The sequence below is a fragment of the Pseudomonas sp. PDM02 genome (assembly GCF_014852285.1).
Lineage (GTDB): Bacteria > Pseudomonadota > Gammaproteobacteria > Pseudomonadales > Pseudomonadaceae > Aquipseudomonas > Aquipseudomonas migulae.
In genome coordinates, this window is sequence record NZ_JACVBL010000013.1 from 1 (window position 1) to 26,567 (window position 26,567).

At 61.0% G+C, this 26,567-nt stretch carries 27 protein-coding genes; 13 read left to right on the top strand and 14 right to left on the bottom strand.

Features of this window, described 5'->3' with window-relative positions:
- The first annotated feature begins 385 nt into the window (after window positions 1–385).
- Window positions 386–943, top strand: coding sequence for a cysteine hydrolase family protein (locus IB245_RS21815; protein WP_192228631.1), 558 nt, complete (start codon window positions 386–388; stop codon window positions 941–943).
- Window positions 944–1,129: 186 nt separating this feature from the next.
- Here IB245_RS21815 and IB245_RS21820 read toward each other — a convergent pair whose 3' ends face one another.
- Genes IB245_RS21820 through IB245_RS21835 form a run of 4 tightly spaced genes read right to left on the bottom strand, consistent with a single transcriptional unit; the run spans window position 1,130 to window position 2,856 of the window.
- Window positions 1,130–1,339: an SEC-C metal-binding domain-containing protein gene (locus IB245_RS21820; RefSeq protein ID WP_007906737.1), complete on the bottom strand. Its 210-nt coding sequence runs from the start codon at window positions 1,337–1,339 to the stop codon at window positions 1,130–1,132.
- Window positions 1,336–1,830: an LEA type 2 family protein gene (locus tag IB245_RS21825; protein ID WP_192228632.1), complete on the bottom strand. Its 495-nt coding sequence runs from the start codon at window positions 1,828–1,830 to the stop codon at window positions 1,336–1,338. The genes IB245_RS21820 and IB245_RS21825 overlap by 4 nt, the downstream gene beginning before the upstream one ends.
- A gap of 47 nt (window positions 1,831–1,877) precedes the next feature.
- Window positions 1,878–2,354: a YchJ family protein gene (locus IB245_RS21830; RefSeq protein WP_008040831.1), complete on the bottom strand. Its 477-nt coding sequence runs from the start codon at window positions 2,352–2,354 to the stop codon at window positions 1,878–1,880.
- Between the two features lie 4 nt (window positions 2,355–2,358).
- Entirely contained in the window at window positions 2,359–2,856 is a 498-nt protein-coding gene (locus IB245_RS21835) for a DUF6231 family protein (RefSeq protein WP_192228633.1), read from the bottom strand.
- A gap of 189 nt (window positions 2,857–3,045) precedes the next feature.
- On the opposite strand from IB245_RS21835, the gene IB245_RS21840 reads away from it, so the two are divergent.
- The 4 genes from IB245_RS21840 (at window position 3,046) to IB245_RS21855 (ending at window position 5,728) form a co-directional block, all read left to right on the top strand.
- A complete protein-coding gene (locus tag IB245_RS21840) occupies window positions 3,046–3,741 on the top strand; it encodes an OmpA family protein (RefSeq protein ID WP_008040832.1) in 696 nt (231 codons plus the stop codon).
- Window positions 3,742–3,830: 89 nt separating this feature from the next.
- Entirely contained in the window at window positions 3,831–4,550 is a 720-nt protein-coding gene (locus IB245_RS21845) for an OmpA family protein (RefSeq protein ID WP_008040833.1), read from the top strand.
- A 148-nt stretch (window positions 4,551–4,698) separates the two neighbouring features.
- Window positions 4,699–4,977: a DUF1145 domain-containing protein gene (locus IB245_RS21850; RefSeq protein ID WP_008031667.1), complete on the top strand. Its 279-nt coding sequence runs from the start codon at window positions 4,699–4,701 to the stop codon at window positions 4,975–4,977.
- A complete protein-coding gene (locus IB245_RS21855; RefSeq protein WP_008040834.1) occupies window positions 4,970–5,728 on the top strand; it encodes a collagen-like protein in 759 nt (252 codons plus the stop codon). The genes IB245_RS21850 and IB245_RS21855 overlap by 8 nt, the downstream gene beginning before the upstream one ends.
- 129 nt (window positions 5,729–5,857) lie before the next feature.
- Here the strand turns inward: IB245_RS21855 and IB245_RS21860 are convergent, their stop codons facing one another.
- A complete protein-coding gene (locus IB245_RS21860; RefSeq protein WP_008031665.1) occupies window positions 5,858–6,322 on the bottom strand; it encodes a CopD family protein in 465 nt (154 codons plus the stop codon).
- Window positions 6,323–6,421: 99 nt separating this feature from the next.
- On the opposite strand from IB245_RS21860, the gene dinG reads away from it, so the two are divergent.
- From dinG to pdxH, 5 genes are all read left to right on the top strand, one after another.
- The gene (gene dinG, locus IB245_RS21865; protein WP_008031664.1) at window positions 6,422–8,566 is read left to right on the top strand and encodes an ATP-dependent DNA helicase DinG; all 2,145 of its coding nucleotides are present in this window, start codon (window positions 6,422–6,424) and stop codon (window positions 8,564–8,566) included.
- Window positions 8,567–8,661: 95 nt separating this feature from the next.
- Window positions 8,662–11,172, top strand: a complete 2,511-nt coding sequence (locus IB245_RS21870) for a beta-agarase (RefSeq protein WP_192228634.1) — start codon at window positions 8,662–8,664, stop codon at window positions 11,170–11,172.
- A gap of 228 nt (window positions 11,173–11,400) precedes the next feature.
- The gene (locus IB245_RS21875) at window positions 11,401–12,546 is read left to right on the top strand and encodes an EstA family serine hydrolase (RefSeq protein WP_008031660.1); all 1,146 of its coding nucleotides are present in this window, start codon (window positions 11,401–11,403) and stop codon (window positions 12,544–12,546) included.
- A 114-nt stretch (window positions 12,547–12,660) separates the two neighbouring features.
- The gene (locus tag IB245_RS21880) at window positions 12,661–13,650 is read left to right on the top strand and encodes an OmpA family protein (RefSeq protein WP_192228635.1); all 990 of its coding nucleotides are present in this window, start codon (window positions 12,661–12,663) and stop codon (window positions 13,648–13,650) included.
- A 24-nt stretch (window positions 13,651–13,674) separates the two neighbouring features.
- Window positions 13,675–14,322, top strand: coding sequence for a pyridoxamine 5'-phosphate oxidase (pdxH, locus tag IB245_RS21885; RefSeq protein ID WP_192228636.1), 648 nt, complete (start codon window positions 13,675–13,677; stop codon window positions 14,320–14,322).
- 5 nt (window positions 14,323–14,327) lie between these two features.
- On the opposite strand, the gene IB245_RS21890 is transcribed toward pdxH, so the two are convergent.
- Entirely contained in the window at window positions 14,328–14,564 is a 237-nt protein-coding gene (locus tag IB245_RS21890; protein ID WP_008040840.1) for a hypothetical protein, read from the bottom strand.
- A gap of 168 nt (window positions 14,565–14,732) precedes the next feature.
- Between IB245_RS21890 and IB245_RS21895 the strand changes: the two genes are divergently transcribed.
- Window positions 14,733–15,197 (top strand): glycine zipper 2TM domain-containing protein, encoded by a 465-nt coding sequence (locus IB245_RS21895; protein WP_008040841.1) that lies wholly within the window; start codon window positions 14,733–14,735, stop codon window positions 15,195–15,197.
- A 534-nt stretch (window positions 15,198–15,731) separates the two neighbouring features.
- Here the strand turns inward: IB245_RS21895 and nhaA are convergent.
- The gene (gene nhaA, locus IB245_RS21900; protein ID WP_008034612.1) at window positions 15,732–16,913 is read right to left on the bottom strand and encodes a Na+/H+ antiporter NhaA; all 1,182 of its coding nucleotides are present in this window, start codon (window positions 16,911–16,913) and stop codon (window positions 15,732–15,734) included.
- Between the two features lie 235 nt (window positions 16,914–17,148).
- On the opposite strand from nhaA, the gene IB245_RS21905 reads away from it, so the two are divergent.
- Window positions 17,149–18,246, top strand: coding sequence for a PLP-dependent cysteine synthase family protein (locus IB245_RS21905; protein ID WP_177318900.1), 1,098 nt, complete (start codon window positions 17,149–17,151; stop codon window positions 18,244–18,246).
- Between the two features lie 150 nt (window positions 18,247–18,396).
- On the opposite strand, the gene IB245_RS21910 is transcribed toward IB245_RS21905, so the two are convergent.
- The 3 genes from IB245_RS21910 to IB245_RS21920 form a co-directional block, all read right to left on the bottom strand.
- Complete coding sequence (locus tag IB245_RS21910) at window positions 18,397–20,010, bottom strand: NAD(P)/FAD-dependent oxidoreductase (RefSeq protein ID WP_192228637.1); 1,614 nt, start codon at window positions 20,008–20,010, stop codon at window positions 18,397–18,399.
- 95 nt (window positions 20,011–20,105) lie between these two features.
- Window positions 20,106–20,759, bottom strand: a complete 654-nt coding sequence (locus IB245_RS21915; RefSeq protein WP_192228638.1) for a COG3650 family protein — start codon at window positions 20,757–20,759, stop codon at window positions 20,106–20,108.
- A gap of 159 nt (window positions 20,760–20,918) precedes the next feature.
- The gene (locus IB245_RS21920; RefSeq protein WP_008034386.1) at window positions 20,919–21,518 is read right to left on the bottom strand and encodes a short chain dehydrogenase; all 600 of its coding nucleotides are present in this window, start codon (window positions 21,516–21,518) and stop codon (window positions 20,919–20,921) included.
- A 105-nt stretch (window positions 21,519–21,623) separates the two neighbouring features.
- Here IB245_RS21920 and IB245_RS21925 point away from each other — a divergent pair, with 105 nt between their 5' ends.
- Window positions 21,624–22,532, top strand: a complete 909-nt coding sequence (locus IB245_RS21925; protein WP_192228639.1) for a LysR family transcriptional regulator — start codon at window positions 21,624–21,626, stop codon at window positions 22,530–22,532.
- A gap of 186 nt (window positions 22,533–22,718) precedes the next feature.
- Here IB245_RS21925 and IB245_RS21930 read toward each other — a convergent pair whose 3' ends face one another.
- The 4 genes from IB245_RS21930 to livH are packed head-to-tail and all read right to left on the bottom strand — an operon-like array spanning window position 22,719 to window position 26,361.
- A complete protein-coding gene (locus tag IB245_RS21930) occupies window positions 22,719–23,420 on the bottom strand; it encodes an ABC transporter ATP-binding protein (protein ID WP_008034381.1) in 702 nt (233 codons plus the stop codon).
- On the bottom strand, window positions 23,421–24,188 hold the full coding sequence (gene livG, locus IB245_RS21935) for a high-affinity branched-chain amino acid ABC transporter ATP-binding protein LivG (protein ID WP_008034380.1): 768 nt from the start codon (window positions 24,186–24,188) through the stop codon (window positions 23,421–23,423).
- On the bottom strand, window positions 24,185–25,441 hold the full coding sequence (locus IB245_RS21940) for a high-affinity branched-chain amino acid ABC transporter permease LivM (RefSeq protein ID WP_008034379.1): 1,257 nt from the start codon (window positions 25,439–25,441) through the stop codon (window positions 24,185–24,187). The genes livG and IB245_RS21940 overlap by 4 nt, the downstream gene beginning before the upstream one ends.
- Entirely contained in the window at window positions 25,438–26,361 is a 924-nt protein-coding gene (gene livH / locus IB245_RS21945; RefSeq protein WP_008034378.1) for a high-affinity branched-chain amino acid ABC transporter permease LivH, read from the bottom strand. Before livH ends, IB245_RS21940 begins: the two co-directional genes overlap by 4 nt.
- Window positions 26,362–26,567 lie beyond the last annotated feature (206 nt).

A 26,567-nucleotide genomic window follows, 5' to 3' on the forward strand; every position in this document is an offset into this window, starting at 1 on the left:
CGGCATGGATGCCGGGTTAGCCGCCCCCGGCCATGGATGGCCGATGGCGGCGGGCCCACGGAGCAGGACCGGAGCGAGGGCATGCCGAGCCTAGGCGAGGCACCGAACGAAAGGGGCAAGAGCCCTTTGGTTACTTTGGGGCTTTTCCAAAGTGACTCGCCGTAAGGGCGAAACCAATAGCAGCCGTTACCGAAGAACCGGATATACACAATCGATCACTTTCAAGCCTAGGCGAATTCACCTTGCTGTATTCGTTGCGGCATCGTGAAGTTCAGACAGCAACCGCGAACATCAGATCGTCCCGTTTGCGATCGAGGACTTGCCTGTAGGAGGCGGTGATGCTCAAGTGCGTGAAACTCAATAACCTCGCGTGAGAAAAGTCAGCATGGAGCTCAAGACCAACGCAGCACTGATCATCATCGATCAACAAAAAGGCATTTTGGAGCCAAGGCTTGGCCGGCGAAATAATCCTCAGGCCGAGGCGCGGATCCTGGATTTGCTGGGGCTATGGCGGCGAACCGGGCGGCCGGTGATCCACGTACAGCACCTGTCCCGTTCACCGGACTCAGTGTTCTGGCCGCAGCAATCGGGCGTGGAGTTTCAGGAGCGGTTCCAGCCATTGGCCGGCGAGCAACTGATTCAGAAACAGGTGCCGGATGCGTTTTGTACGACGGCGCTGGAGGCAAGTTTGCGCGAGGCGGGGATCAATCAGTTGGTCATCGTGGGCGTCGCGACCCACAACTCGGTGGAGTCCACGGCGCGAACGGCCGGTAACCTGGGGTTTGATACGTGGGTGGCGGAGGATGCGTGCTTCACGTTCGACAAAGCGGATTATTTCAGCAATGCGCATTCAGCTGAAGAGGTGCATGCGATGTCGCTGGGCAATCTGCACGGCGAATACGCCACGGTCGTCAGCAGTGCGCTGATCCTGATGACCGACTGAGTGACTGTAGGAGCGAGGCTTGCCCGCGAAGAAGATGACGCGGTTTGCCTGAATAATCGCGGTGCCTCTTTCGCGGGCAAGCATCGCTCCTACAGGGGATTGTGTCATTCACGAATCCAGTGTGGGAGCGAGACCGGCTTGCCGGCGAAGCGATTCAACAGGCGATGAAAAACATCGCCCGAAGCATCAAGCGCCGTGGCACTTCTTGAATTTCTTGCCGTTGCCGCACGGGCAAGGGTCGTTGCGGCCGACGTCCTTCAGGGCGTTGCGCACCGGCTCCTGGTGAGCGTGGCCGCAGTTCGGGCCGTGGACATGGCCATGGTCGTGATCATGGTGGTCGTGATGGTCATGATCGTGATTGCAGTCAGGGCCATGGACGTGGGGTTGCTGGGTCATCGGGTGTGCTCCGGAATTAAATCGGCGGGGATTATCACGCCTTTGCGCGCCAGGTGCACGTAGTGCGCGATGAACACACCGGTTTCCAGCTCACCTTCCAGGCGATAGGGGATAGGTTGCTCGGGTTTTTTCAACAGTTTCACCAGGTCCCGCACCTTGGGCCACAGGTTGGTGCGGATCGGCACTTTGAAATACGCGCTGTGCTTGGGGCCGACTGTAAACCAGTGTTCGTGCTCGCCTTCGGTCAGCAACATATCGCCCAGGTGAATCCGGTATTCGAGGCCGCGCACCGTCAGGTCGCTGTCGCGCGGGTTGTCGACGCGAAAGAACAACAGGAAGCGTTGCTCCATCAGTTTCGCCCGGACTACTTCTACCTTGACCAGATGCACTTCAGGTTCCGGTTCATCGTCGCTGAACCAGGACGCACAACCGCCGAGTCCGAGAAGCAGGAGCAGGGTGAGCGTATGCAGGACGCGACGTCGGCTGATCATGGTTGTGTTTCTCCCTTGATCCCCAGTCTAGCCCTTCACGAATCACCTCAACTGGCGAAATACCCCGCACAACACTTCTTGAATTTCTGCCCGCTGGCACATGGGCAGGCATCGTTGCGTCCGGCCTTGAGTGGCACAGTGGGGTCGATGAAGTACCAGTGGCCGGCGTTCTGCACGAACGACGAGCGCTCGCGGTGGCTGTGTTCGCCGCTGCCATCGTGCCAACGTGCGGTAAAGGTCACGAACGCGTGTTCCGGTTGACCGCCGAACACCTCGGAGCTTTCCACTTCCAGGCCGAGCCAGGTGCTTTGCGCGCTCCAGTCGCTGATGGACTGACGATCGAGGCCGGACTGCTGCGCGGGCAGGGTGGTTGCTACCAGATAATCGATCAGGCCCAGCACATAAGCGCTGTAGCGCGAACGCATCAACGCTTCGGCACAAGGCGCCGGATGCCCGGCATGGTAGTGACCGCAGCAGGCGTCCAGCAGGGTGCCGCTGCCGCAAGGGCAAATGGATGTACTCATTGCGTTACCACCAGTATTTCCCGAAGTTTTCCGGATTGGCCCAGAACCGTGAGTTGAGCCAGTCGGGGACTTGTTTGTAGTCAAGCAGATCGTAGGTGAACAGGGTCAGTACTTGCTCGTCGCGCTGGAAGCGTTCGCTGGCTTGCAGGGCCAGGGAGAAAAAATCCGTCTCCTGCCAGCCACTGGCCGACAGATCCGCCAGCACCGCAATGCGACTGGCATTGAGGTTGCGGATGCCGCCGAGCAAATTCAGGCCATCGCGTTTGGGCAAGTGTTCAAGGCAATCGACCACCAGCGCCAGATCAAAGCGGCGCGCCGCCAGTTCGGCCGGCAACGGTCCGGGCGCCGCGTGGGCGACGCAGGTGTCCGGGTGCGCCAGCTTGAATGCTTCCAGCGCGGGGAATTCGCTCGCGCCGATCAGCAACAGGCGGAGCGGGGCATAACGATCCAGCAAAGCGGCCAGCGCCTGCTGGGGCGTGCGCGAAGAAATACCTGAAATCATCGAAGTTCCTCAATCAGAGCGCCAAGACTAGCCTGCCCGAAGGTCCAGATATAGAGCGTCGTCGCGCTAAAAGTATCGATCAGCCGTGAACACTGGATAAAACTGCAATGGCCTATTGCTGGCGGAGATTAAAGCTCGGGTCTTTACTACCTGAATCGGTTCTAAGCCGATCCCTCAGGAGAAAACTAGATGAGCATAGTTCGGACAGCATTACCCTTGGTTCTGCTAACCAGTGTGTTGACTGGTTGCGCAGGTTTGCAGAAAACCGACTGGCCGACCTGTGCGGCAGTCGGCGGTGTAATCGGTGCGGGTCTCGGCGCGACCGAGAGCTCGGCATGGGCAGGGTACGGCGCTCTGCTGGTTGGCGGTACGGCCGCTGCCTATTGCTGGGTTCACGGTGATGGCGACGAAGACGGCGATGGCGTGCCGGACAGCCGCGACAAGTGCCCGGGCACGCCTAGAGGCGTGAAGGTCGATGCCGACGGTTGCCCACCACCAGTCCCTGCGCCAGTGGTTGAAGAGGCGGTTGTGGTCAAGGAAGAAACCATCGTCATCCGGGATGTTCACTTCCAGTTCGACAAAGCCACACTCACCCCTTCTGACAAACAGGTGCTCGATAAGATCGCCACTCGTTTGAAAGCCGAAGCCCCTACTGCTCAGTTGACCGTTACTGGCCATACCGACAGCGTGGGCAGTGATAGCTACAACCAGAAACTGTCGGATAAACGCGCTCACTCGGTGGTTGAGTACCTCATCCAGGAAGGCGTGCCGCGCAGCAACTTCGTGTCTGTTTCCGGTGCCGGTGAAAGTCAGCCGGTGGCCGATAACAAAACCGCCGACGGCCGTGCACAGAACCGTCGCACCGAAATCAAAATCCAACGCTAGATCCCTCGCATCCGTGGCTTGTGCAGTCACGGATGCGGGTCTTTACTCCTGTGTAACCGGCGTCGGCCGGTAACACAGGAGCTTTCACCATGAGCCTTCTCACACGGACCGTCTGGCCGGTTGTGCTGCTTGGCAGCCTGTTGACCGGTTGCGCTACTCACAGCGATGGCACTGCCCCCCTCAATCAACGTACCTGGCCGATCTGCAGCGTTATCGGTGGCCTGGTCGGTGGTGGCCTGGGCGCTATCGAAAGTGGCGGTTGGGCGGCCGGCGGAGCGGCGCTTGGTATCTTGACCGGTGGCCTGATCTGCTACGCGCAGGATGGCGACGAAGATGGCGATGGTGTCTTCGATCGACGCGATCGCTGCCCGGATACGCCGGCCAATACTCCGGTCGAACATCATGGTTGTCCGCTGCCGCAATACCCGGCCAGTGTGAATCCCGCTGAACCTGCACAATCTGAAGTCATCACCCTGAGCGATGCGGGCGATGTGTTGTTTGCGTTCAACAAATCCGACCTGACACCCTCGGCGCAAAGTCAGCTGGACTCGTTCATACCCAAACTGCAAAGCGCCGATGTGGTCAGCATCAAAGTGATCGGCCATACCGACAGCGTGGGTGACGACGCCTATAACCAGGCACTCTCGGAGCGACGCGCCAGCAGCGTAGCCGCTTACTTGCTGGGCATGGGCCTGGCGCCGGACAAACTCACCAGCGAAGGCCGGGGCGAAAGCGCGCCGGTGGCCGATAACGAAACAGAGGAAGGTCGCGCGAAAAACCGTCGCGTGGAATTGCACATCAATCGCTGAACCCCGTGATAGAGCCGTCGGCCAATGATTGCAGTGGCGCCGACGGCCATTCGGCGGCCTTCATGAAGAATTTTCCGTTGCCCTCTGGCTTATCCCGCGTGGAAGCCGTTACTGTGCGTGCAAAGAATAATTCTCAACAGGGGGGCGTATGAAGGTGTTTTGGGGGCTGGGTAAGCTGTTGACCCTGCTGTTCTGGCTGGTGGTGTTGGTCAATCTGCTGATGCCCTTTGTCAATCCGCTGCACCTGTTGGTCAATCTGGCCGGCGGCCTGCTGGCGTTCCTTCATCTTCTTGAGGCGGTGTTCTGTTTCCGCAGTCTCCGGGGCCGCGCCCACCCTTGGCGTGATCGCTTGAAGATTGTCTTTTTCGGTGTTTTCCACCTGCAAACCATTCCGGCTCCTGCCGTACCGAAGGCTTCCCATGCGTAAACTCTGTCTGCTCGCCGCACTCGTCAGCCCATTCGCCTGCGCCCAGGTGGTCAGCGTCGAAACCAACTCGCTGATGCGCTTGCCCAATACCGCCAGCACCTTGCAGCTAGAACGCCTGGAAGTGGCCGATTACGGCACGTTGCTGATTCCCTCGAACGTGACCGAAGTCAGCGTCGGCGAATTGCGCCTGGGGCGTGAAGCGCGGATCGCCATCGTGCCCGGGGAAACGGCGCTGGAGTTGAAAGTCAGCCGTGCCCAATTGTCCGAAGGCAGCCAGATTACCGCTCGCGGTGCACCGGGTACTTACCTCAAGGCGGCCCGCTCGGGACGCAATCTGAATGTGCAGATCAAGGCACTGAATGCACCGCAGTTGGTGGTTGACGCTCGCGGCGGCGCAGGTGCACCGGGGTTTGTCGGCCTCGACGGCGCCAACGGTCAGGCACCGGGCTGCACCTGGGGCCAGGCCGGTCGCGGGGCCGATGGCAGCGATGGCAGCGACGGTCAGCCTGGGGCGCCGGGTGCGCTGGTCAGGCTGGAAGTGCCGCGTGATTATCCGGCGGAGCAGATCAAGGTTCAGGTTGCCGGCGGCGCGGGTGGTCTGGCCGGTCCTGGCGGTAAGCCGGGGGCGGGTGGCAAGGCCAAGGGGTGCTTCGTCTACAAGGCCGATGGCGGCAAGAGCGGCAAGCCAGGCGTTGACGGCCAGCCGGGGCCTGCGGGCGCGGCGGGTTCGGTGACGGTTCAAAGGTTGTAAGTGGTTTCGGACAATTTCGTCGTCTGAACGATTGCCTTCGCGGGCAAGCCTCGCTCCTACAGGGATCACGCTGTCCATTGTAGGAGCGAGCGGTGCGGCGATCCGACTTGCCCGCGAAGCTTTAAGCTTTTAGAACATCGGCCGCGCCGAGGCGATCGCCACCAACACCAACCCCACAATCAAATTAATCCCCACCAACCGGCGAATCCTCCCCAGCACCGCAGCCCCCGTCGGCCAATCCTGCGCCGTCACCGCCGTGCGCAATTCCGGCAACAGCAACGCCTGAATCCGGATAAACAGCGCGGTCATCACCACGAACAAGCCCATCATCACCTGCACATAACGTGGCGCGGCCTCGAAACCGCTGTACTGCAAATGAATCATGCCGACACCGCTGACCGGCAACAGCACCACCGCGATCCAGACCCAGCGGAAAAAACCTTGAAACACTTCTACCCACAGCTTCAACCGGGCCGGGCCTTCCAGCGCCTTCATCGCGGCCGGACGCAAGACCATCCAGGCGAAAAACATGCCGCCGACCCACACCAGGGCGGACAGGACATGCAGGGTGTAAACGATGCCAAAAGGTGTCATTGGGGTACTCCGTTCTGCGCGGGATTAATTAGCGGGGTATGATAGCGGCCGAACCGAACCACTGAAAATTTATCCAGCGTTTTTTGCGCCCGACAATCCATGATCAGCACTGAACTCAAAACCACGATCCAGGGCGCCTACTCGCGTTTTCTCGAAGCCAAGAGCCTCAAGCCGCGCTACGGCCAACGCCTGATGATCGCTGAAATTGCCAAGGTCCTCGGTGACATCGACACCGACGACGAAGGCCGGCGCAGTGGCGACCCCGCGATTGTCGCGGTGGAAGCCGGCACCGGTACCGGCAAGACCGTGGCCTACAGCCTGGCGGCGATCCCGACCGCGAAAGCCGCCGGCAAACGCCTGGTGATCGCCACGGCCACCGTGGCCCTGCAAGAACAGATCGTCTACAAGGATCTGCCCGACCTGATGCGCAACAGCGGGCTGAATTTCAGCTTCGCCCTGGCCAAGGGCCGTGGGCGCTACATGTGCCTGTCCAAGCTCGACATGTTGCTCCAGGAAGGTCACGCACAAACCGCTACCGCGCAGTTGTTCGAAGAAGAAGGCTTCAAGATCGAGGTCGATGAGGCCAGTCAGAAGCTGTTCACCAGCATGATCGAGAAGCTCGCCGGCAATAAATGGGACGGCGACCGCGACAGTTGGTCCACCGCCCTGGAAGACGCCGATTGGGCGCGCCTGACCACCGATCACAGCCAGTGCACCAACCGCCATTGCCCGAACTTCGGCCAGTGCGCCTTCTACAAGGCCCGCGAAGGCATGGGCAAGGTGGACGTGATCGTCACCAACCACGACATGGTCCTGGCGGACCTGGCCCTTGGCGGCGGCGCCGTTTTGCCCGATCCGCGCGACACCATCTACGTGTTCGACGAAGGTCACCACCTGCCGGACAAGGCCATCGGCCACTTCGCCCATTACACGCGCCTGCGCTCCACCGCCGACTGGCTGGAAACCACCGCGAAGAACCTCACCAAATTGCTCGCCCAGCATCCGCTGCCGGGCGACCTGGGCAAGTTGATCGAACAGGTGCCGGAGCTGGCCCGCGAGATCAAGACCCAGCAGCAATTCATGTTTACCGCGTGCGAACAGGCTGCCGATTTCAAACCCGGCGAAGACGTCGAAGGTCGCGAACGGCCGCGTCACCGTTTCGTCGGCGGGGTGATTCCCGAGCACATGCGTGAAATGGGCATCGAGCTGAAAAAGGGTTTTGCCCGTCTCACCGACCTGTTCACCCGACTCACCGAGTTGCTCAAGGAAGGCATGGACGGCGAGGTCAACATCGGCATCGCCAGCAACCAGGCCGAAGAGTGGTATCCGCTGTTCGGCAGCCTGTTGTCGCGCTCTTCGGGCAACTGGGAGTTGTGGGTTGCATTTACCGCCGAAGACCCGGAAGACAACCCGCCCATGGCGCGCTGGCTGACCCTGGCCGAAAGCGGCTCGCTGTTCGACATCGAAGTCAACGCCAGCCCGATCCTCGCGGCGGAAATGCTCCGGCGCAACCTGTGGAACGTGGCTTACGGCGCGCTGGTGACTTCGGCGACCCTGACCGCACTCGGCACCTTCGACCGCTTCCGCATGCGTGCCGGGCTGCCGAAAAAAGCCGTGACCGCCGTGGTCCCGAGCCCGTTCCATCACGCCGACGCCGGCGTACTGCGGGTGCCGGACTTGAAAGCCGATCCACGTGATGCAGCGGCCCACACCGCGGCGATCATTCGTGACCTGCCGCAACTGGTCGAAGGTTCGCGCGGCACGCTGGTGCTGTTCTCCTCGCGTAAACAGATGCAGGACGTGTTCGACGGTCTCGACCGCGACTGGCGCAAACAAGTGTTCATTCAAGGCAACCTGTCGAAACAGGAAACCCTGAACAAGCACAAGGCGCGCGTCGATGGCGGCGATTCCAGCGTGCTGTTCGGCCTGGCGAGTTTCGCCGAAGGTGTCGACTTGCCCGGTGCGTACTGCGAGCACGTGGTGATCGCGAAGATTCCATTCTCGGTGCCCGATGATCCGGTCGAAGCGGCACTGGCCGAGTGGATCGAAGCGCGGGGCGGCAATCCGTTCATGGAAATCTCCGTACCGGACGCCTCGCTGAAACTGGTTCAGGCCTGCGGTCGCTTGCTGCGAACCGAAGAGGACCGCGGCACCATCACCTTGCTCGACCGACGCCTGGTCACCCAGCGTTACGGCAAAGCGATCCTCAATGCGTTACCGCCATTCCGTCGAGAAATTTCCTGATACGACGGTGGGCAAATCTGCCCGCCGCGTTGTCTATCTCTCTGCCATCGCTTTTCCACTGGCCATTGTTGGTCGTTAGGGAGATTTTCGTTCTCATGATTCGCCGTTCGTTGCCTGCTGTTTTTGCCTTGTTGTTCACCACGCCTTTGCTCGCCGCTCCCGCAGGCCAGCAGACGCTGTTCAACTTTGTGCGCCCCGCCGACGTGGTCCAGGTGGCGACTCAGGACGCCAGCCTGCCGCAATCCAATGCAGAGCAAACGGCCGAAGGCGAAGTGCTGCGCCGGGTGACGTTCAACCCGGTGGCCCAGCCAACCCTGCGCCTGACCCCGCAAACCGGGGCCTGGGACTGGTCGCAGTCCGGCGTGATGAGCCTGCGTATTCAAAGCGCAATGAACTGGGCCGTGACCCTCTACGTGAAAATCCAGAGCAACGACGGCAAGACGCTGATCAGCCGCGTCGATCTGCCGGCCGGCCCTGCGCAGACGCTGCTGGTGCCGTTGCAGCCGAGCTCGCCGCTGAGCCTGGGCATGAAGGCCGGTCCGCCGATGCCGATGACTGTCGACGGTCAACGCATCCTGTTGGCCAGCAGCGCCGGTGAGCTGGATCGCAGCCAGGTGGTGTCGGTGACGTTGTCGATGGATCAGCCGAAAGTCGCGCAAAGTATCCTGCTGGAACGCTTTGGCGTGCAGGAAGGCGAGGCGGTCACCCAAGCCGTTTATGGCGGCCTGGTGGACGCTTTCGGTCAGTCGACCCGGACCAAGTGGCCGGAGAAGGTCGGCAGCGACGAGCAACTGAAAAGCGCCGCCGCCAAGGAACAGCAACAAACCAAAACCTGGCTGGCCGAGCGCGAGAAGTCGTCGCTGGACAAGTTCGGTGGCTGGATAAAAGGCCCGACGTTCAAGGCCAGCGGTTTTTTCCGCAGCGAGAAACGTGACGGTCGCTGGTATCTGGTGACCCCGGAAGGCCATCCTTTTTATTCGCTCGGGGTCAACACCGTGACCCCGGACGTCAACCAGACTTACATCGCCGGTCGCGAGTGGATGTTCGAATCGCTGCCTAAACCCGAAGAACCGCTGGCCAGTCACTTTGGCGAAGGCGACAACCGGGGTGGCAATGGCGTCGATCAGGGCCGTGGCTACAACGCCGGGCGCTGGTACGATTTCTATGGCGCGAACCTGCAGCGCCTGTATGGCGCCCCTTGCACACCGGGCAGCGACACCAAGGCCGGTGTCGCCGAAGCGGCCAAGGCCGACGCGGTTGAGGCGACGGTCGAGAAGACCGCTGAACAAACCGTCGCTCCTTCCACGGCCGAAGCCGGTGTTGCCGAAGCCGCCAAGGCCGGCGCAGAGGAAGCGACCGTCGCGAAAGCGGTCGAGCAGAAACCCGCCGAACCTTGCACCGCCGTGATTGATGAACAACGCTGGGCCAGCCACACCCTGGATCGCCTGCAAGCCTGGGGCTTCAACACCATCGGCAACTGGAGCGCCCCGGAGCTGGGCAACGCGGACCGCGTGCCCTACACCTTGCCGCTGTCGATCGTCGGCGATTACGCCAGCATCAGCACCGGCACCGACTGGTGGGGCGGCATGCCTGACCCGTTCGACCCGCGTTTCGCCATGGCCACCGAACGTGCCGTGGCCATCGCCGCCCGCGATCATCGCGACGACCCTTGGCTGATCGGTTACTTCGCCGACAACGAACTGGCCTGGGCCGGTCCTGGTGACGATCCGAAAGCCCGCTACGCGCTGGCCTACGGCACCTTGAAAATGACCACCGACGTGCCGGCCAAGCGCGCGTTCCTCAAGCAATTGCGCGACAAGTACCGCAATCAGGCAGGCCTGTCCAAAGCCTGGGGCATCGACTTGCCGGCCTGGGAATTGATGGAAGACCCGGGCTTCGTGCCGCCGCTGCCGAGCGCCGAGTACCCGGAAATCGAAGCCGACTTCAAATACTTCCAGAAGGTCTTCGCTGACACGTACTTCAAAACCATTTCCGACTCGCTCAAGTGGCATGCACCGAATCAGCTGCTGCTGGGCGGCCGTTTCGCCATCAGCACCCCGGAAGCCGTGGAATCCTGTGCGCAGTATTGCGATGTGCTGAGCTTCAACATGTACACCCTGCAACCGCAGGACGGCTACGACTTCGCCAAATTGCGCAGCCTGGACAAACCGGTGCTGATCACCGAATTCAACTTCGGCTCGGCCGATCGCGGCCCGTTCTGGGGCGGCGTGACGCAACTGGCGAAGGAAGAAGACCGTGGCCCGGCTTACGCCAACTTCCTGAAACAGGCACTGAGCGAGCCGTCGATTGTCGGCGTGCACTGGTTCCAGTACCTCGATCAACCGGTGACCGGTCGTCTGCTGGACGGTGAAAACGGGCACTTTGGATTGGTCGGCATTACCGATCTGCCGTTTCAGGGCTTCGTCGACAGCGTGCGCAAGAGCAACCTGGCGGCCGTTGATCAGTTGGGCAAAGAGGCCGAGAAGGCCAAGGCTGAAGCGGATAAAGCCAGCCACGATGCCGAAGGCGGGCGAAAAGCTGAAGCCGGCAAGGGCCCGGGGAAGGGCGCCGGGCAGGCGGGTGGGCATTCGGGGAATGGCCATTAAGGCCTGATCTACCGCGTTATCGTTCTTCGCGGGCAAGCCTCGCTCCTACAGGTTCGGTGGTGCTCCTGTAGGAGCGAGGCTTGCCCGCGAAGGCGTCCACACGAACACCATAAATTTCTGATCAGTGCTTGGGCGAACCGACCGCCCGGCCCAACCCTGTTCCCAAAACCATCAATGGCTGGAACAATGCCGGCCACTTTGTAGAACGTTTGTCCGAGGGAGTAGCGGGTGCAGATTCAGGGTCATTACGAGCTTAAGTTCGAAGCGGTTCGCGAAGCGTTCGCGGCGTTGTTCGACGATCCTCAGGAGCGTGGCGCAGCGCTGTGCATCCAGGTTGGCGGCGAAACCGTTCTCGACCTCTGGTCCGGCACCGCCGACAAGGATGGCCATGAGGCCTGGCACAGCGACACTATCGCCAACCTGTTTTCCTGCACCAAGACCTTCACCGCCGTCACCGCCCTGCAACTGGTCGCCGAAGGCAAACTGCAACTGGATGCCCCGGTTGCCCGCTATTGGCCCGAATTCGCTGCCGCCGGCAAGGAATCCGTCACCCTGCGTCAACTGCTCTGCCACCAGGCCGGTCTGCCGGCGTTGCGCGAGTTGCTGGCCCCGGAAGCGCTTTACGACTGGCAAACCATGGTCGATGCGCTGGCCGCCGAATCGCCTTGGTGGACGCCGGGCACCGCTCACGGTTATGCCGCGATCACCTATGGCTGGCTGGTTGGCGAGTTGCTGCGCCGTGCCGATGGCCGTGGGCCGGGCGAGTCCATTGTGGCCCGCGTGGCCAAACCGTTGGGCCTGGATTTTCATGTGGGTCTGGCGGATGAAGAATTCCATCGCGTGGCGCACATCGCCCGTGGCAAGGGCAACGTCGGCGATGCCGCGGCCCAGCGCCTGCTGCAAGTGACGATGCGCGAACCGACGGCCATGACCACGCGGGCCTTTACTAACCCGCCGTCGGTCCTGACCAGCACCAACAAACCGGAATGGCGGCGCATGCAACAACCGGCGGCCAACGGACACGGCAATGCCCGCAGCCTGGCCGGGTTCTACGCCGGGCTGCTCGACGGCAGCCTGCTGGAAAGCGAGATGCTCGATGAGCTGACCCGCGAACACAGCCTCGGCGAAGACAAGACTTTACTGACCCGGACCCGTTTCGGCCTGGGTTGCATGCTCGATCAACCGGATGTCCCGAATGCCACCTACGGCCTCGGCCCACGTGCGTTCGGCCACCCGGGCGCTGGCGGCTCCATCGGTTTTGCTGACCCTGAATACGATGTCGCCTTCGGTTTTGTGACAAATACACTGGGGCCTTACGTCTTGATGGATCCGCGCGCGCAAAAGCTCGCGCGGGTACTGGCCACTTGTCTGTAAAACGCGCTGAAGGGTTCCAGGGCCGGAACCCGAAGGCCTTTATGTTTTCCAACCGTCTGTTTATCCGGGTCATGCCGGCCTGAATTTTTATGACTTCTTTTTTGTGGATTTCCAATGTCACTCAATAAAACCACCCTCGCTTTGGCCCTGTGTGTCGCTGTTACCGGTTGTGCGCAGACACCAAAAAATGATTCGGATGGCAGCAGCTGGTGGCCGTTCGGTTCCTCCGACAAAGTCGCGGCGAAAGAGCCGGCTCCCGCGCCGGCACCTGTGAAGCCTGCCGAGGTGGCCCCGGTTGCCAAGGTTGAAGCCGACGCCGGTGGCAAATGGTGGTGGCCGTTCGGCGGCAAAGAGCAGAGCACGGCCAAAGTCGTGCCGATGCCTGACCCTAAAGTCACTCAGGCCTGGCTCGACGATTACGAACCGCGCCTGCGCACCGCGATCAAGGACAGCAACCTGCAACTCGAGCGCCGTGAAAACGTGCTGGTGGTCACTGCGCCAGTAGAAGGTTCGTTCAACCCGGACCGTCCGGCCATGTTGCTGCCGGTGACTCTCGGCCCGTTCACTCGCGTGGCGAAAATCCTTGAAGTCGATCCCAAGACCGCCGTGCTGGTATTGGGTCACAGCGACACCTCGGGCGCCGCACCGGCCAACGTGAAACTGAGCCAGGAACGCGCACAAGCCGTGGCGGCGATTTTCCGCCTCAGCGGTCTGCAGCGTGATCGCCTGATGCTGCGCGGCATGGGCGGCGAAGCCCCGCGTGCGGCCAACGACAGCGTTGAAGGCCGTGCCTTGAACCGTCGCGTCGAACTGCTGGTGACTCCGCAAAACACTATGGTTGCGCTGTTGAGCAAGTACAACATGCCAGCCCCTGCACCGGTGAAACTGGTCGCTGCCCAGGACGTCAAGCCAGTGGCCAAGCCGGTCACCCCGGCACCGGCCGCGAAGAAAGCCGCTGTACCTGCCACGAAAAAAGCGCCGGCCAAGAAAGCCGCCGCCAAGAAGACTCCGGCTAAAACCGCGACGCCGGCCAAAAAGACCACGCCGGCCAAAGCCACGGCAGCTGACAAAAAAGTCGTTGTCGCCGATCCTGTGAAAAAGTGATTCGTTAACCAAAAGGAATGCGCCATGACCCAGGGCCTGGCTGATATGCGTCGCGACTACACCCGAGACGGCCTGACCGAGGCACAAGCCCCGGCCGAGCCGTTCGCGCTGTTCCATCAGTGGTTTGCCGACGCGGTGAAAACCGAGCAGCCGCCGGTGGAAGCCAACGCCATGACCCTGGCCACCGTCGATCAGGACGGTCGGCCGCATTGCCGCATTTTGCTGCTCAAGGGCCTGGATGCGCAGGGCTTCACCTTCTTCACCAACTACGACAGCGCCAAGGGCCAGCATCTGGCCGCGAACCCGTTCGCGGCCATGACGTTTTTCTGGCCGGCCCTCGAGCGTCAGGTCCGTGTAGAAGGTCGGGTGGTGAAGGTCACGCCTGAGGAGTCCGATGCTTACTTCCAGGTCCGGCCGCTGGGCAGTCGCCTTGGCGCCTGGGCTTCACCGCAAAGTCGCGTGATCGCCGATCGTGCCGAACTGGAAGCGTTGCTCAAGAACACCGAGCAACGTTTCAGCGATACGCAGCCTCATTGCCCTGAGCACTGGGGCGGTTATCGTCTGCTGCCTGAGCGCATCGAATTCTGGCAGGGCCGTTCGAGCCGCCTGCACGATCGCCTCAACTATCGTTTACAAGGCGCCGACTGGATTCTTGAACGTCTGGCGCCCTGAGCAGTCTACCGACCGGGATAACCTGCCGCAGCGGCCTCCAGCCACTGAGGCAGGTCCCGACGCTTGATCTTCTGCGCTTGAGCGTTCGCCAGTTGCTGGAGCATGTAGGCTCTTTTCTGCTCATCGCTCCCCGCCAGGGCTAGCGCCATATCGCGGTCCATCCAGCGTTTGATCCGTACGTACAACCACCCATGGAAGTACAGGCCGGCGACAGTGGTGACGACAATGATGAAGTAATCCATGAAAATCCTTGGGGCAGCGGCGCAGATCTCGTCATTTGCCGCTAATGTTTGATGAGTTCGTGGAGGTCCCTGTACCGGGCCTGAATCAAACCAATGTTATCGGGGCGACGTCGTGACACGCGTCAAGCTGCGGAGTTTAATGGTTACATGTCCTTTGGAGGTGATGCCATGCGTAAGTCTGTTCTGCTTGTTGCTTCCTTTTCCACGATGGCGATGTTGCTCACTGGCTGCCAATCGAGCCTGACCGGTGACTCCTACTCCCGTGACGAAGCGCGTCGTGTGCAGACCGTTCGCATGGGCACCATCGAATCCCTGCGTCCGGTGAAAATCGAAGGCACCAAGACCCCGATCGGCGGCCTCGCCGGCGCGGCGGTCGGTGGTGTTGGCGGCAGCAGCATCGGCGGTGGTAAAGGCAGCATCGTTGCTGCAGTTATCGGCGCCGTGGCTGGCGGGCTGATCGGCTCGGCCACTGAGGAAGGCCTGACCCGCACCCAAGGTGTGGAAATCACTGTTCGTGAAGACGACGGCAGCATGCGTGCCTATGTGCAGCAGGTTCAGGAAAACGAAGTGTTCCGTGTGGGTGAGCGGGTGCGGATTGCTACTGTAGATGGTACGAGCCGCGTTACGCACTAAGCGGGAACGCGGGTAAAAGAAAACCCCGATCAGCGTGAGCTGGTTGGGGTTTTTTTTTTGAGGCGGGGTTTTGGATTGGGGGGATATCCGTTTCTGCGGTAACGGCTTCCATTGGTTTCGCCCTTACGGCGAGTCACTTGGAGAAGCGCCAAGTAACCAAGCGCTTTTGCCCCTTTCGTTCGGTGGCTCGCTAATGCTCACCATGCCCTCGCTCCGGTCCTGCTCCGTGGGCCCGCCGCCATCGGCCATCCATGGCCGGGGGCGGCTAACCCGGCATCCTTGCCGGGTTGCCCACTGCGCAGAACCTCCACTCGGCCTCTCGAGGGGGCGCTCAGATCAAAAGCGGAAGGCGAGCTAACGCTCGACCTGATGAGTGGTGAAAATCAAAAGCGTACGGCGATTTCCTGTAGGAGCCGGCTTGCCGGCGATGGCGTCCGTCCAGTCAATAAACAGGTTGATTGACCCACCGCCACCGCCAGCAAGCCGGCTCCTACAGGGTTAATGTGCGAGCGATGCCACCACAACCATTCAGGATTAGCGCTCGCCTTGCTTGCGACTCGCCGCCGCCGTCACCGCATAACCAATCAACGCTGCCAATATCGAGCCAGTCAAAATCCCCATCCGGTCCATCCCGGCGTACTCACTGACGCCCGGTTCAAACGCCAGGGAACCGACAAACAAGCTCATGGTGAAACCAATCCCGCAGAGGATCGCAACCCCCAGCACCTGGCCCCAATTGGCGCCTTGGGGCAGGGCGGCGATGCCGGTTTTTACCGCGAGCCAGGTCAGGCCGAATACGCCAAGCGTCTTGCCCAGCAGCAGGCCGATTGCGATGCCCATCGGCACGTGATGGGTGAAGCTTTCGACGGTCACGCCGCTCAGGGACAGGCCGGCGTTGGCGAAGGCGAACAGCGGCAGGATGCCGTAGGCCACCCACGGGTGCAGGGCGTGTTCCAGCGTCAGCAGCGGCGACGGCTCGGCGTTTTTGGTGCGCAACGGGATGCAGAAGGCCAGGGTTACGCCGGCCAGCGTGGCGTGGACACCGCTTTTGAGTACGCACACCCACAGGATCAAACCGATGATCATGTACGGCCCGAGCTTGACCACGCCGAGCCGGTTCATCGCGATCAGCGCGACGATGCAGGCCGCGGCCAACGCCAGGGACAAGGTCGACAGCGCGCCGGAATAGAAAATCGCAATGACGATGATCGCACCGAGGTCGTCGATGATCGCCAGGGTCATCAGGAACAGTTTCAGCGACACCGGCACGCGCTTGCCCAGCAGGGCGAGGACGCCGAGGGCGAAGGCGATGTCAGTCGCCATCGGAATGGCCCAGCCACCGAGCGCAGCGGGATTGTCACGGTTGAAGAACCAGTAGACCAACGCCGGCACGACCATGCCGCCAATCGCCGCGGCGCCGGGCAGGACCACCTGTGAAGGCTTCGACAGCTGACCGTCGAGGACTTCGCGCTTTACTTCCAGGCCGATCAGCAGGAAGAACAGGGCCATCAGGCCGTCGTTGATCCACAGCAGTGCCGGTTTGGCGATTTGCAACGCGCCGACCTGAGCCACCACCGGGGTGTCCAGAAAGCTGCTGTAGAGCCACGACAACGGGGAGTTGTTGATGATCAAAGCCAGGGCTGCTGCGGCGATCAACAACAGACCGCTGGCAGCTTCCAACTGAAAGAAACGCGTGAAAGTGCTACGCAGAGGCAAGGTCGCTCTCCATCGAATAATCAAAAAGGTGGCACACCCTAACCCGTACCGTTAGTTGTTAAAACAAAAGTTATATTCTTTTTTGTTATATGCCGTTACAGCGCGAAAGGCGACACGGACCTGAGCCTAGCAGTTGCCGGACGTATTGAACCTCAGCTGTATCTGTGCGCGATGTCGGATTTTTCCTAAGCTTGTGGGCTGAGCCTTGTGCCAAGGCCGACTCAACGAGAAAACCATCATGAGCGACAACCGACAGTGGGCCCGGGAAGCGATCCGGATCATCGAAGCGGACTTCCAGCGCAGCGCCGACACCCACCTGATCCCCTTGCCGCTGCCTGGGTTGCCGGGCATCGAGTTGTATTTCAAGGATGAGTCGAGCCATCCCACCGGCAGCCTGAAACATCGCCTGGCGCGTTCTTTGTTCCTCTACGCGCTGTGTAACGGCTGGCTTAAACCCGGCGCGCCAGTGATCGAAGCGTCCAGCGGTTCGACGGCGATTTCCGAGGCGTACTTCGCCCGTTTGCTCGGCCTGCCGTTTATTGCAGTGATGCCGGCCACCACCTCCAAAGAGAAGATCGCGCAGATCGAGTTCTACGGTGGCAAGAGCCATCTGGTGGACGACCCGACGCAGATCTATGCCGAATCCGAGCGCCTGGCGCGCGAGCACGACGGGCACTTTATCGATCAGTTCACCTACGCCGAACGCGCCACCGACTGGCGGGCGAACAACAACATCGCCGAATCGATCTTCCATCAGATGCGTTTTGAACAGCACCCGGAGCCGAGCTGGCTGATTTCCAGCCCAGGCACTGGCGGCACTACGGCGACCCTCGGGCGATACGTGCGTTATCGCCAGCATTGCACTCGCGTGCTGTGCGCCGATGCCGAGCGCTCGGTGTTTTTTGATTACTACCTGACTGGCGATGCCAGTCTTCGACTGGATCACGGTTCGCGGATCGAAGGCATTGGTCGGCCACGGGTCGAGGCGTCGTTTCTGCCAAAGGTGATCGATGCGATGGTCAAGGTGCCTGACGATCTGTCACTGGCGGCCATGCATTACCTGGCGCAGCGTTTGGGACGTCGGGTGGGCGGGTCGAGCGGGACCAATCTGATTGGTGCGTTGATGGCGGCGCAACAGATGGTGGCGGCGGGGGAAACGGGGTCGATCGTGGCGATTCTGTGCGATGGCGGCGAGCGCTATGAGACCAGTTATTACGATCAGGCCTGGCTCAAGGCGCAGGGGTATGAGTTGAGCGGGTTGATGGCGGCGGTGGCAGCGAGTGTCGAGCGCGGCGAGCCGCTTCCAGCGACCGTGCTGCGCGCCAACATCTAACCCCCAACACGGACCTTGTAGGAGCGTGCGGTGCGGCGATCCGACTTGCCCGCGAAGAACGATAACGCGGATATTCAGACAGACCGCGTTATCGTTCTTCGCGGGCAAGCCTCGCTCCTACAAGTTATTCGTCGTTCCCAACGTTCCTAATCAGGCCTCGAGGCCGAGGATATCGCGGGCCACGGCTTCAGCGATGCGAATGCCATCGACACCCGCCGACAGAATCCCGCCCGCATAACCCGCGCCTTCACCCGCCGGGAACAAGCCCTTGACGTTCAGGCTCTGCATCGACTCGTTACGGGTGATCCGCAACGGTGACGACGTGCGCGTCTCGATCCCGGTCAACACCGCGTCATGCAGCGAGTAGCCGCGAATCTGCTTCTCGAACGCCGGCAAGGCTTCGCGAATGGCTTCGATGGCGAATGCCGGCAAGGCCAGCGCCAAATCACCCAGCGCAACACCGGGCTTGTAGGACGGTTCAACGCTGCCCAGCTCGGTGGACGGTTTGCCCGCGATGAAATCGCCCACCAGCTGTGCCGGCGCTTCGTAGTTGCTGCCACCCAGCACAAAGGCGTGGGACTCCAGGCGTTCCTGCAACTCGATACCGGCCAGCGGGCCGCCCGGATAATCGACTTCCGGGGTGATCCCGACGACGATCCCGGAGTTGGCGTTTCGCTCGTTTCGCGAGTACTGGCTCATGCCGTTGGTCACGACGCGATTCGGCTCGGAGGTCGCCGCGACCACCGTGCCGCCCGGGCACATGCAGAAGCTGTAGACCGAGCGACCGTTCTTGGCGTGGTGCACCAGTTTGTAATCGGCGGCACCCAGTTTCGGGTGGCCGGCGTACTTGCCCAGGCGCGCGCGGTCGATCAGCGACTGCGGGTGTTCGATACGGAAACCCACCGAAAACGGCTTGGCTTCCATGAACACGCCACGACCGTGGAGCATGCGGAAGGTGTCGCGGGCACTGTGGCCGAGGGCCAGAATCACGTGCTTCGAATGGATCTGTTCGCCGCCGTTGAGCTCGACGCCAACCAATTGACCGTCCTCGATCAACACGTCGGTGACGCGCTGCTGGAAGCGTACTTCGCCGCCCAGTGCACGAATCTGCTCACGCATGTTTTCCACAACGCCCGTCAGACGGAACGTACCGATGTGCGGTTTGCTGACGTAGAGGATTTCTTCCGGCGCACCGGCTTTGACGAACTCATGCAGGACTTTGCGCCCGATGAACTTCGGGTCCTTGATCTGGCTGTAGAGCTTGCCGTCGGAGAACGTCCCCGCGCCGCCTTCACCAAATTGAACGTTGGACTCGGGGTTGAGCACGCTTTTACGCCACAGGCCCCAGGTGTCCTTGGTGCGCTGGCGCACTTCGGTGCCGCGCTCGAGGATGATCGGCTTGAAGCCCATTTGCGCGAGCAGCAGCCCGGCGAAAATCCCGCACGGCCCGAAACCTACGACAACCGGGCGTTGCTGCAGATCGGCCGGCGCCTGGCCGACCACTTTGTAGCTGACATCCGGCGCCACGTTGACGTTGCGGTCATCGGCGAACTTGTGCAGCAACGCCGCCTCATCCTTCGCGGTGAGGTCGATGGTGTAGATGAAGCACAGTTCGGAGGATTTTTTGCGCGCATCGTAGCTGCGCTTGAACAAGGTGAAATCGAGCAGGTCATCACTGGCGATGCCCAGGCGCTGCACGATGGCAGGGCGCAGGTCTTCTTCGGGATGGTCGATCGGCAGCTTGAGTTCAGTGATTCGTAACATGACGGGATCCGGTTCGCGGGGCGCACAACTGCGCCAAGGCGTTTGAAGGCGGCGATTATAAGCCCCAAAAGCCGAGTCCCGTGAGGCTTAAACGATCAGTCGTCGCGCGATCCGCCGAAATACCCGCAACCACGCTGAACCTGACCATCAATACGCAGTTCGGCGCTCATGTGTTGAACACTGCCGGTGCTGCTGTCGACGCAACGTTGCGGCGCGACCCACAGTTCGATGTGCTGGTTATTGGCTTCGGTGCTGAGGTTGAAGCGGCCATCGCCCAGTTGCTCTTCAACATAAGGTACGGCCAGGGGCGGTTGGCCCGCACGGTCGACGACCATGCCTTTGCCGCTGACCTTGACGTTCCACTCGGGCCCGTGGCCGGCGGCGCGCAGGATCAACGGTTTGAAATTCGGATCGCCGCAGGCGGTGCCCGAGCGCTCGACGCGGTACAACTGCTCCAGATCGAGGCGGCTGTCGACGATCCGCCCGCGAACGTCGGCGAACAGCTTGCCCTGGGCATTGGCGAGGCTTGCGGCCTCTTGCAGGACGCTGGTGCCGCCGGTGTCGTTGACCACGAAACTGCGCTGCTCATTGCACGGCTGGAACAACAGCTTGCCGTCGGCCGCCGTCAACTGACCCTGCATTCGGGTCTGGCCCACGTGGGAGGCACTTTCACGCGGGCCATCGAACAACTGACAGGCCGCGAACAGGGGAAGCACGGCAACAAGGACTAAGGAACGGGCAACACGCATCTTTGGCTCTCCAGACAAGAGCCGCCACGTTACGCAGCCTGACCGTTCATCACAACCCCGCCGAGGTGTGTTGGTCCACCTGTAGGAGCACAGCTTGCTGGCGAAGGCGATCTTACGGACGCCTTCGCCGGCAAGCCGTGCTCCTACGGATTGTGTTGTTTAACCGACGTGAAAGGTCTGACCGGTTTGCAGGCCTTCTACGCTTTTGGCGTAGGCCAGTGCCACATCGACTGCCGGAACCGGTTTGAAGCCGCGGAAATACGGCGCGTATTTGCCCATCGCTTCAACCAGGACATTCGGGCTCACCGAGTTCACCCGCAGGCCGCGCGGCAGTTCGATCGCCGCGGCACGCACGAAGCTGTCGATGGCACCGTTGACCAGTGCGGCCGAAGCACCGCTGCGGATCGGGTCGTGGCTGAGCACGCCGGTTGTGAAGGTGAACGATGCGCCGTCATTGGCGAATTCGCGACCGATCAGCAGCAGGTTGACCTGGCCCATCAGCTTGTCGTTCAGGCCGAGGGTGAAACTGTCGGCGGTCATTTCGTTCAGCGGCGCGAAGGTCACGTTGCCCGCCGCGCAAACCAGTGCGTCGAACTTGCCGGTCTGTTCGAACAGTTTGCGAATCGAGGCGCTGTCGCTGATATCCACTTGGAAGTCGCCGCTGTTGCGACCGATGCGGATGACCTCGTGACGCTCGGACAATTCCTTGTCGATCGCCGAACCAATCGTGCCGCCTGCGCCAATCAAAAGAATTTTCATGTTGTTTATCCTCATGTGTGTTGAAAGTGGCTTCAGTCTAGAGTGGTTTTTTCTGTGGATAAGCGCGCTAATAGGCAACCTTTGGTTTTCTAATGGAAACAATCCATGAGCGAGATGGATGATCTGGCGGCGTTTGCAGTGCTGATTGAAGCGGGCAGTTTCACCTTGGCGGCGCAACAACTGGGTTGCAGCAAGGGCCAGTTGTCCAAGCGCATCAGCCTGTTGGAGACGAGGTTTTCCGTAGTGCTGCTGCAACGCACCACCCGCCGCTTGAGCCTGACGGCGGCGGGGGCGGCGCTGTTGCCGCAAGCCCAGGCGCTGGTGGTGCAAGTGGAACGGGCGCGTCAGGCATTGGCGCGGTTGAAGGACGATATGGCAGGGCCGGTGCGTATGACGGTTCCGGTATCGTTGGGAGAAACCTTCTTCGATGGCTTGCTGCTGGAGTTTTCCCACAAGTACCCGCAGGTGCAGATCGAGCTCGACCTCAGCAACAATTACCGTGACTTGTCCCGCGACGGTTTTGATCTGGCGGTTCGCTCCGACGTCGGCAATGACGAGCGTCTGGTGGCGCGACCGCTGTTGGCCTGGCACGAACTGACCTGCGCCAGCCCGGCTTACCTTGAGCGACACGGCGAACCGCTGACCCCGCAGTCCCTGGCTGAGCACCAGTGTTTGCTCAACAGCCACTACAGCGGCCGCGAAGAATGGCTGTATCACCAGCAGCACGAATTATTGCGGGTGCGTGTGTCGGGACCGTTTGCCAGCAATCATTACAGCCTGCTCAAAAAAGCCGCGCTGGCGGGCGCCGGCATTGCGCGTCTGCCGTCCTACCTGTTGCAGGCGGAATTGGCCGACGGCCGTTTGCGCTGGCTCCTGCGCGATTATCAGACGCGTCGCATGCCGATGTATTTGGTGCATCCGTATCAGGGCGGGTTGCCCAAGCGCACGCAGGTGCTGGCGGATTACTTGATTGGCTGGTTCAAGCGCAGTGGGGAGGCGTTGGATCGCCTCTGACTGATCACACAAAACCCTGTAGGAGCCGGCTTGCTGGCGATAGCGGTGTATCAGTCAGCATCTTTGTTGAATGTAATACCGCTATCGCCAGCAAGCCGGCTCCTACAAGGGTTATTCATTGTTCTCGGGGTTGTGCCAGACACAAAAAAACGGCCCGAAGGCCGTTTTTTTGTTTACCGCAAACGCTTAACCACCGAGGTACGCTTCGCGCACTTTCGGGTCGGTCAGCAGTGCTTCACCGGTGCCTTGCATCACCACGCGGCCGTTCTCCAGAACGTACGCGCGGTCAGCGATTTTCAGCGCCTGGTTGGCGTTCTGCTCGACCAGGAACACCGTCACGCCATCCTTGCGCAGCTGTTCGATGATGTCGAAGATCTGCTGGATGATGATCGGCGCCAGACCCAGCGAAGGCTCGTCGAGCAGCAGCAGCTTGGGCTTGCTCATCAGCGCACGGCCGATGGCGAGCATTTGCTGTTCGCCGCCGGACATGGTGCCGCCGCGCTGATTGAAACGCTCTTTCAGGCGTGGGAAAAGTCCGAGGACCTTGTCCATCTGTTCCTGGTAATCGCCCTTTTCAGTGAAGAAGCCACCCATGGAGAGGTTTTCTTCTACGGTCAGGCGAGCAAACACCCGACGACCTTCCGGCACGACGGCGATGCTCTTGCGCATGATCTGCGACGAACTCTGGCCGACGAGCTCTTCGCCCATGTAGCGGATGCTGCCGCTGTGGGCTTGCGGCGAACCGCAGAGGGTCATCAGCAGGGTCGATTTGCCGGCACCGTTGGCACCGATCAGGGTCACGATCTCGCCCTGACGGACTTCGACGTTGACGCTGTGCAGCGCCTGGATCTTGCCGTAGAAGGTGGAAACGTTTTCGAATTGCAGCATTTACGCTTCCCCCAGGTAGGCTTTGATCACTTCAGGATTGTCGCGGATCTGTTCCGGCGTACCGTCGGCCAGAGGCGTGCCCTGGTTGATCACGACGATGTGGTCGGAAATGCTCATGACCAGTTTCATGTCGTGTTCGATCAGCAGCACGGTAACGTTGTGCTCTTCACGCAGCATGCTGATCAGCGCCTTGAGATCCTCGGTTTCCTTCGGGTTCAGGCCGGCAGCCGGTTCGTCGAGCATGAGGATCCGCGGGCGGGTCATCATGCAACGAGCGATTTCCAGGCGACGTTGCTGACCGTAGGCCAGGGTTCCGGCCGGACGGTTGGCAAACGCCTTGAGGTTGACCTTGTCCAGCCAGTACTCGGCGAACTCCATGGCTTCGCGTTCGCTTTTGCGGAAGCCCGGGGTCTTGAACAGGCCCGCCAGGAAGTTGGTGTTCAGGTGACGGTGCTGGGCGATCAAGAGGTTCTCGACCGCTGTCATGTCCTTGAACAGCCGCACGTTCTGGAAGGTGCGCACCACGCCTTTGAGGGCGATCTTGTGGCCGGGCAGGCCTTCGATCGGCTCGCCGTCCAGCATGATGCTGCCGCCGCTCGGCTTGTAGAAACCGGTCAGGCAGTTGAACACGGTGGTCTTGCCGGCGCCGTTGGGGCCGATCAGTGCCACGACCTGTTTCTCTTTCACGCTCAGGGCTACGCCATTGACGGCCAGCAAGCCGCCGAAGCGCATGCTCAGGTTTTCGACTTTAAGGATCTCGCGGCTCATTTGCGCAGCTCCATGTGAGGACGTTGCATGGGCAGCAGACCTTGAGGACGCCAGATCATCATCAGCACCATCAAGGCGCCGAACATCAACATGCGGTATTCACTGAACTCACGCATCATTTCCGGCAACAGGATCATCACCGTGGCGGCGAGTACGACGCCCAGCTGCGAGCCCATGCCACCCAGCACCACGATGGCGAGGATGGTCGCCGACTCGATGAAGGTGAAGGACTCCGGTGTGACCAGGCCCTGACGCGCGGCGAAGAAGCTGCCCGCGAAACCGGCGAAGCACGCGCCGAGGGTGAAAGCCGAGAGCTTGATGATCGTCGGGTTCAGACCCAGAGCACGGCAGGCGATTTCGTCTTCACGCAACGCTTCCCAGGCACGGCCCAGGGGCATGCGCAGCAAGCGGTTGATGACGAACAGCGCAAACAGCGCGAGGAACAGCGCGACCAGGTAAAGAAAGATCACCTTGTTGATCGAGTTGTATTCCAGGCCGAAGTACTCGTGGAACGTCTGCAGGCCTTCAGCCGCCTTACGTTCGAAAGTCAGGCCGAAGAACGTCGGTTTCTCGATGTTGCTGATGCCGTTCGGACCACCGGTGATGTCGGTCAGGTTACGCAGGAACAGACGGATGATTTCGCCGAAGCCCAGGGTCACGATCGCCAGGTAGTCACCGCGCAGACGCAGGACCGGGAAACCGAGCAGGAAGCCGAAAGTGGCCGCCATCAGGCCGGCGATTGGCAGGCAGATCCAGAAGCTCAAGCCGTAGTAGTGCGACAGCAGCGCGTAGCTGTAGGCGCCGACGGCATAGAAACCGACGTAACCGAGGTCGAGCAGGCCGGCCAGACCGACCACGATGTTCAGGCCCAGGCCGAGCATCACGTAGATCAGCACCAGCGTGGCGATATCCACCGCACCGCGAGAACCGAAGAACGGCCAGACCAGAGCGCCGACGATCAGCGCGATGATGATCCAGCGTTGGGTGGTCGGCAGGGTCAGGAAATTACTGGCCTTGGCCGGCATCACCGGCAGGTTCGGCGAGGATTTCCAGGCCGAGCTGATCTGCTGGTCGAACAGCACCCGCAGGAACATCAGTACCGAGCACACGGCGATGGTGATCAGTGTTGCAGTGCTGGTGCCATGGACTTCGAGGTTGATGCCGACAATGGTCAGCTTCAGACCGAGTACCGGGTAGGCAACGGCCCACACCAGCAAGGCGCTGAACAACGCCTGTTTAAGATTCCTAGTCATACTTTTTCAACCTCCGGACGGCCCAACAGGCCGGTAGGCCGGAACAACAACACCAGAACCAATAGGCCGAACGCCACGACGTCCTTGTACTGGTCGCCGAAGATATCGGCACCGAAGGCTTCCGCCACCCCAAGCACGATCCCGCCGAGCATGGCGCCGGGGATGCTGCCGATACCGCCCAGTACCGCTGCGGTGAAGGCCTTGAGGCCGACCAGGAAACCGGCGTTCGGGTTGATCACGCCATATTGCATGCTCAGCAGCACGGCCGCGATGGCCGCCAGTGCGGCACCGATGACGAAGGTCAGGGCGATGATGTTGTTGGTGTTGATACCCAGCAGGTTGGCCATCTTGATGTCTTCGGCACAGGCGCGGCAGGCGCGCCCCAGGCGAGAGCGGGAGATGAACAGCGTCAGGCCGAGCATGGCGATCAGGGTCACCACGAACACCACGATTTGCATGTAGGAAATCAGCACTTCATGTGCGCCACCTGGCCCGATGGCGAAGTTGCCGGGGATCAGGTTGGGGATGGATTTGTCCTTGGAGTCTTGCGCCAGCAGAACCGTGTTCTGCAGGAAAATCGACATGCCGATGGCGGAAATCAGCGGGATCAGACGGTTGCTGCCGCGCAAGGGGCGGTAGGCGATCCGTTCGATGCTGTAACCATAGGCACTGGTCACGACGATGGTCGCGAGGAAAGCGGCGGTCATCAACAGCGGAACACTGTCGAGTCCCATCATGGACAGGCCCGCAATGGCGATGAACGCCACGTAGGAACCGATCATGTACACCTCGCCGTGGGCGAAGTTGATCATTCCAATGATGCCGTAAACCATCGTATAGCCGATGGCGATCAGGGCATACGTGCTGCCAATGGTCAGACCATTAACCAGCTGTTGGAAGAAGTGATAGATGTCAGGCATTACAGCGCTCCTAAAAACCTGATACGCATTTCACTGGTGGAGTCATTTTCCCGCTCGAGCCCCGTGGATCTGCATCCACTTCGAACGCGAGGTTTGCCAGCGAACCGCTGATGACGGTTTTGAGATTTTCAGGTGGGGAGACTGGCGGATCACGCCAGCGCGGCCCAATACGTTCGTAAAACAAAGCCCACGGCACGCCGTGGGCT

Bases quoted from the DNA above. Each gene is read 5' to 3' on its own strand.
- IB245_RS21815 (WP_192228631.1), top strand. From the start codon at position 386: ATGGAGCTCAAGACCAACGCAGCACTGATCATCATCGATCAACAAAAA.
- IB245_RS21820 (WP_007906737.1), bottom strand. From the start codon at position 1,339: ATGACCCAGCAACCCCACGTCCATGGCCCTGACTGCAATCACGATCAT.
- IB245_RS21825 (WP_192228632.1), bottom strand. From the start codon at position 1,830: ATGATCAGCCGACGTCGCGTCCTGCATACGCTCACCCTGCTCCTGCTT.
- IB245_RS21830 (WP_008040831.1), bottom strand. From the start codon at position 2,354: ATGAGTACATCCATTTGCCCTTGCGGCAGCGGCACCCTGCTGGACGCC.
- IB245_RS21835 (WP_192228633.1), bottom strand. From the start codon at position 2,856: ATGATTTCAGGTATTTCTTCGCGCACGCCCCAGCAGGCGCTGGCCGCT.
- IB245_RS21840 (WP_008040832.1), top strand. From the start codon at position 3,046: ATGAGCATAGTTCGGACAGCATTACCCTTGGTTCTGCTAACCAGTGTG.
- IB245_RS21845 (WP_008040833.1), top strand. From the start codon at position 3,831: ATGAGCCTTCTCACACGGACCGTCTGGCCGGTTGTGCTGCTTGGCAGC.
- IB245_RS21850 (WP_008031667.1), top strand. From the start codon at position 4,699: ATGAAGGTGTTTTGGGGGCTGGGTAAGCTGTTGACCCTGCTGTTCTGG.
- IB245_RS21855 (WP_008040834.1), top strand. From the start codon at position 4,970: ATGCGTAAACTCTGTCTGCTCGCCGCACTCGTCAGCCCATTCGCCTGC.
- IB245_RS21860 (WP_008031665.1), bottom strand. From the start codon at position 6,322: ATGACACCTTTTGGCATCGTTTACACCCTGCATGTCCTGTCCGCCCTG.
- dinG (WP_008031664.1), top strand. From the start codon at position 6,422: ATGATCAGCACTGAACTCAAAACCACGATCCAGGGCGCCTACTCGCGT.
- IB245_RS21870 (WP_192228634.1), top strand. From the start codon at position 8,662: ATGATTCGCCGTTCGTTGCCTGCTGTTTTTGCCTTGTTGTTCACCACG.
- IB245_RS21880 (WP_192228635.1), top strand. From the start codon at position 12,661: ATGTCACTCAATAAAACCACCCTCGCTTTGGCCCTGTGTGTCGCTGTT.
- pdxH (WP_192228636.1), top strand. From the start codon at position 13,675: ATGACCCAGGGCCTGGCTGATATGCGTCGCGACTACACCCGAGACGGC.
- IB245_RS21890 (WP_008040840.1), bottom strand. From the start codon at position 14,564: ATGGATTACTTCATCATTGTCGTCACCACTGTCGCCGGCCTGTACTTC.
- IB245_RS21895 (WP_008040841.1), top strand. From the start codon at position 14,733: ATGCGTAAGTCTGTTCTGCTTGTTGCTTCCTTTTCCACGATGGCGATG.
- IB245_RS21910 (WP_192228637.1), bottom strand. From the start codon at position 20,010: ATGTTACGAATCACTGAACTCAAGCTGCCGATCGACCATCCCGAAGAA.
- IB245_RS21915 (WP_192228638.1), bottom strand. From the start codon at position 20,759: ATGCGTGTTGCCCGTTCCTTAGTCCTTGTTGCCGTGCTTCCCCTGTTC.
- IB245_RS21920 (WP_008034386.1), bottom strand. From the start codon at position 21,518: ATGAAAATTCTTTTGATTGGCGCAGGCGGCACGATTGGTTCGGCGATC.
- IB245_RS21925 (WP_192228639.1), top strand. From the start codon at position 21,624: ATGAGCGAGATGGATGATCTGGCGGCGTTTGCAGTGCTGATTGAAGCG.
- IB245_RS21930 (WP_008034381.1), bottom strand. From the start codon at position 23,420: ATGCTGCAATTCGAAAACGTTTCCACCTTCTACGGCAAGATCCAGGCG.
- livG (WP_008034380.1), bottom strand. From the start codon at position 24,188: ATGAGCCGCGAGATCCTTAAAGTCGAAAACCTGAGCATGCGCTTCGGC.
- IB245_RS21940 (WP_008034379.1), bottom strand. From the start codon at position 25,441: ATGACTAGGAATCTTAAACAGGCGTTGTTCAGCGCCTTGCTGGTGTGG.
- livH (WP_008034378.1), bottom strand. From the start codon at position 26,361: ATGCCTGACATCTATCACTTCTTCCAACAGCTGGTTAATGGTCTGACC.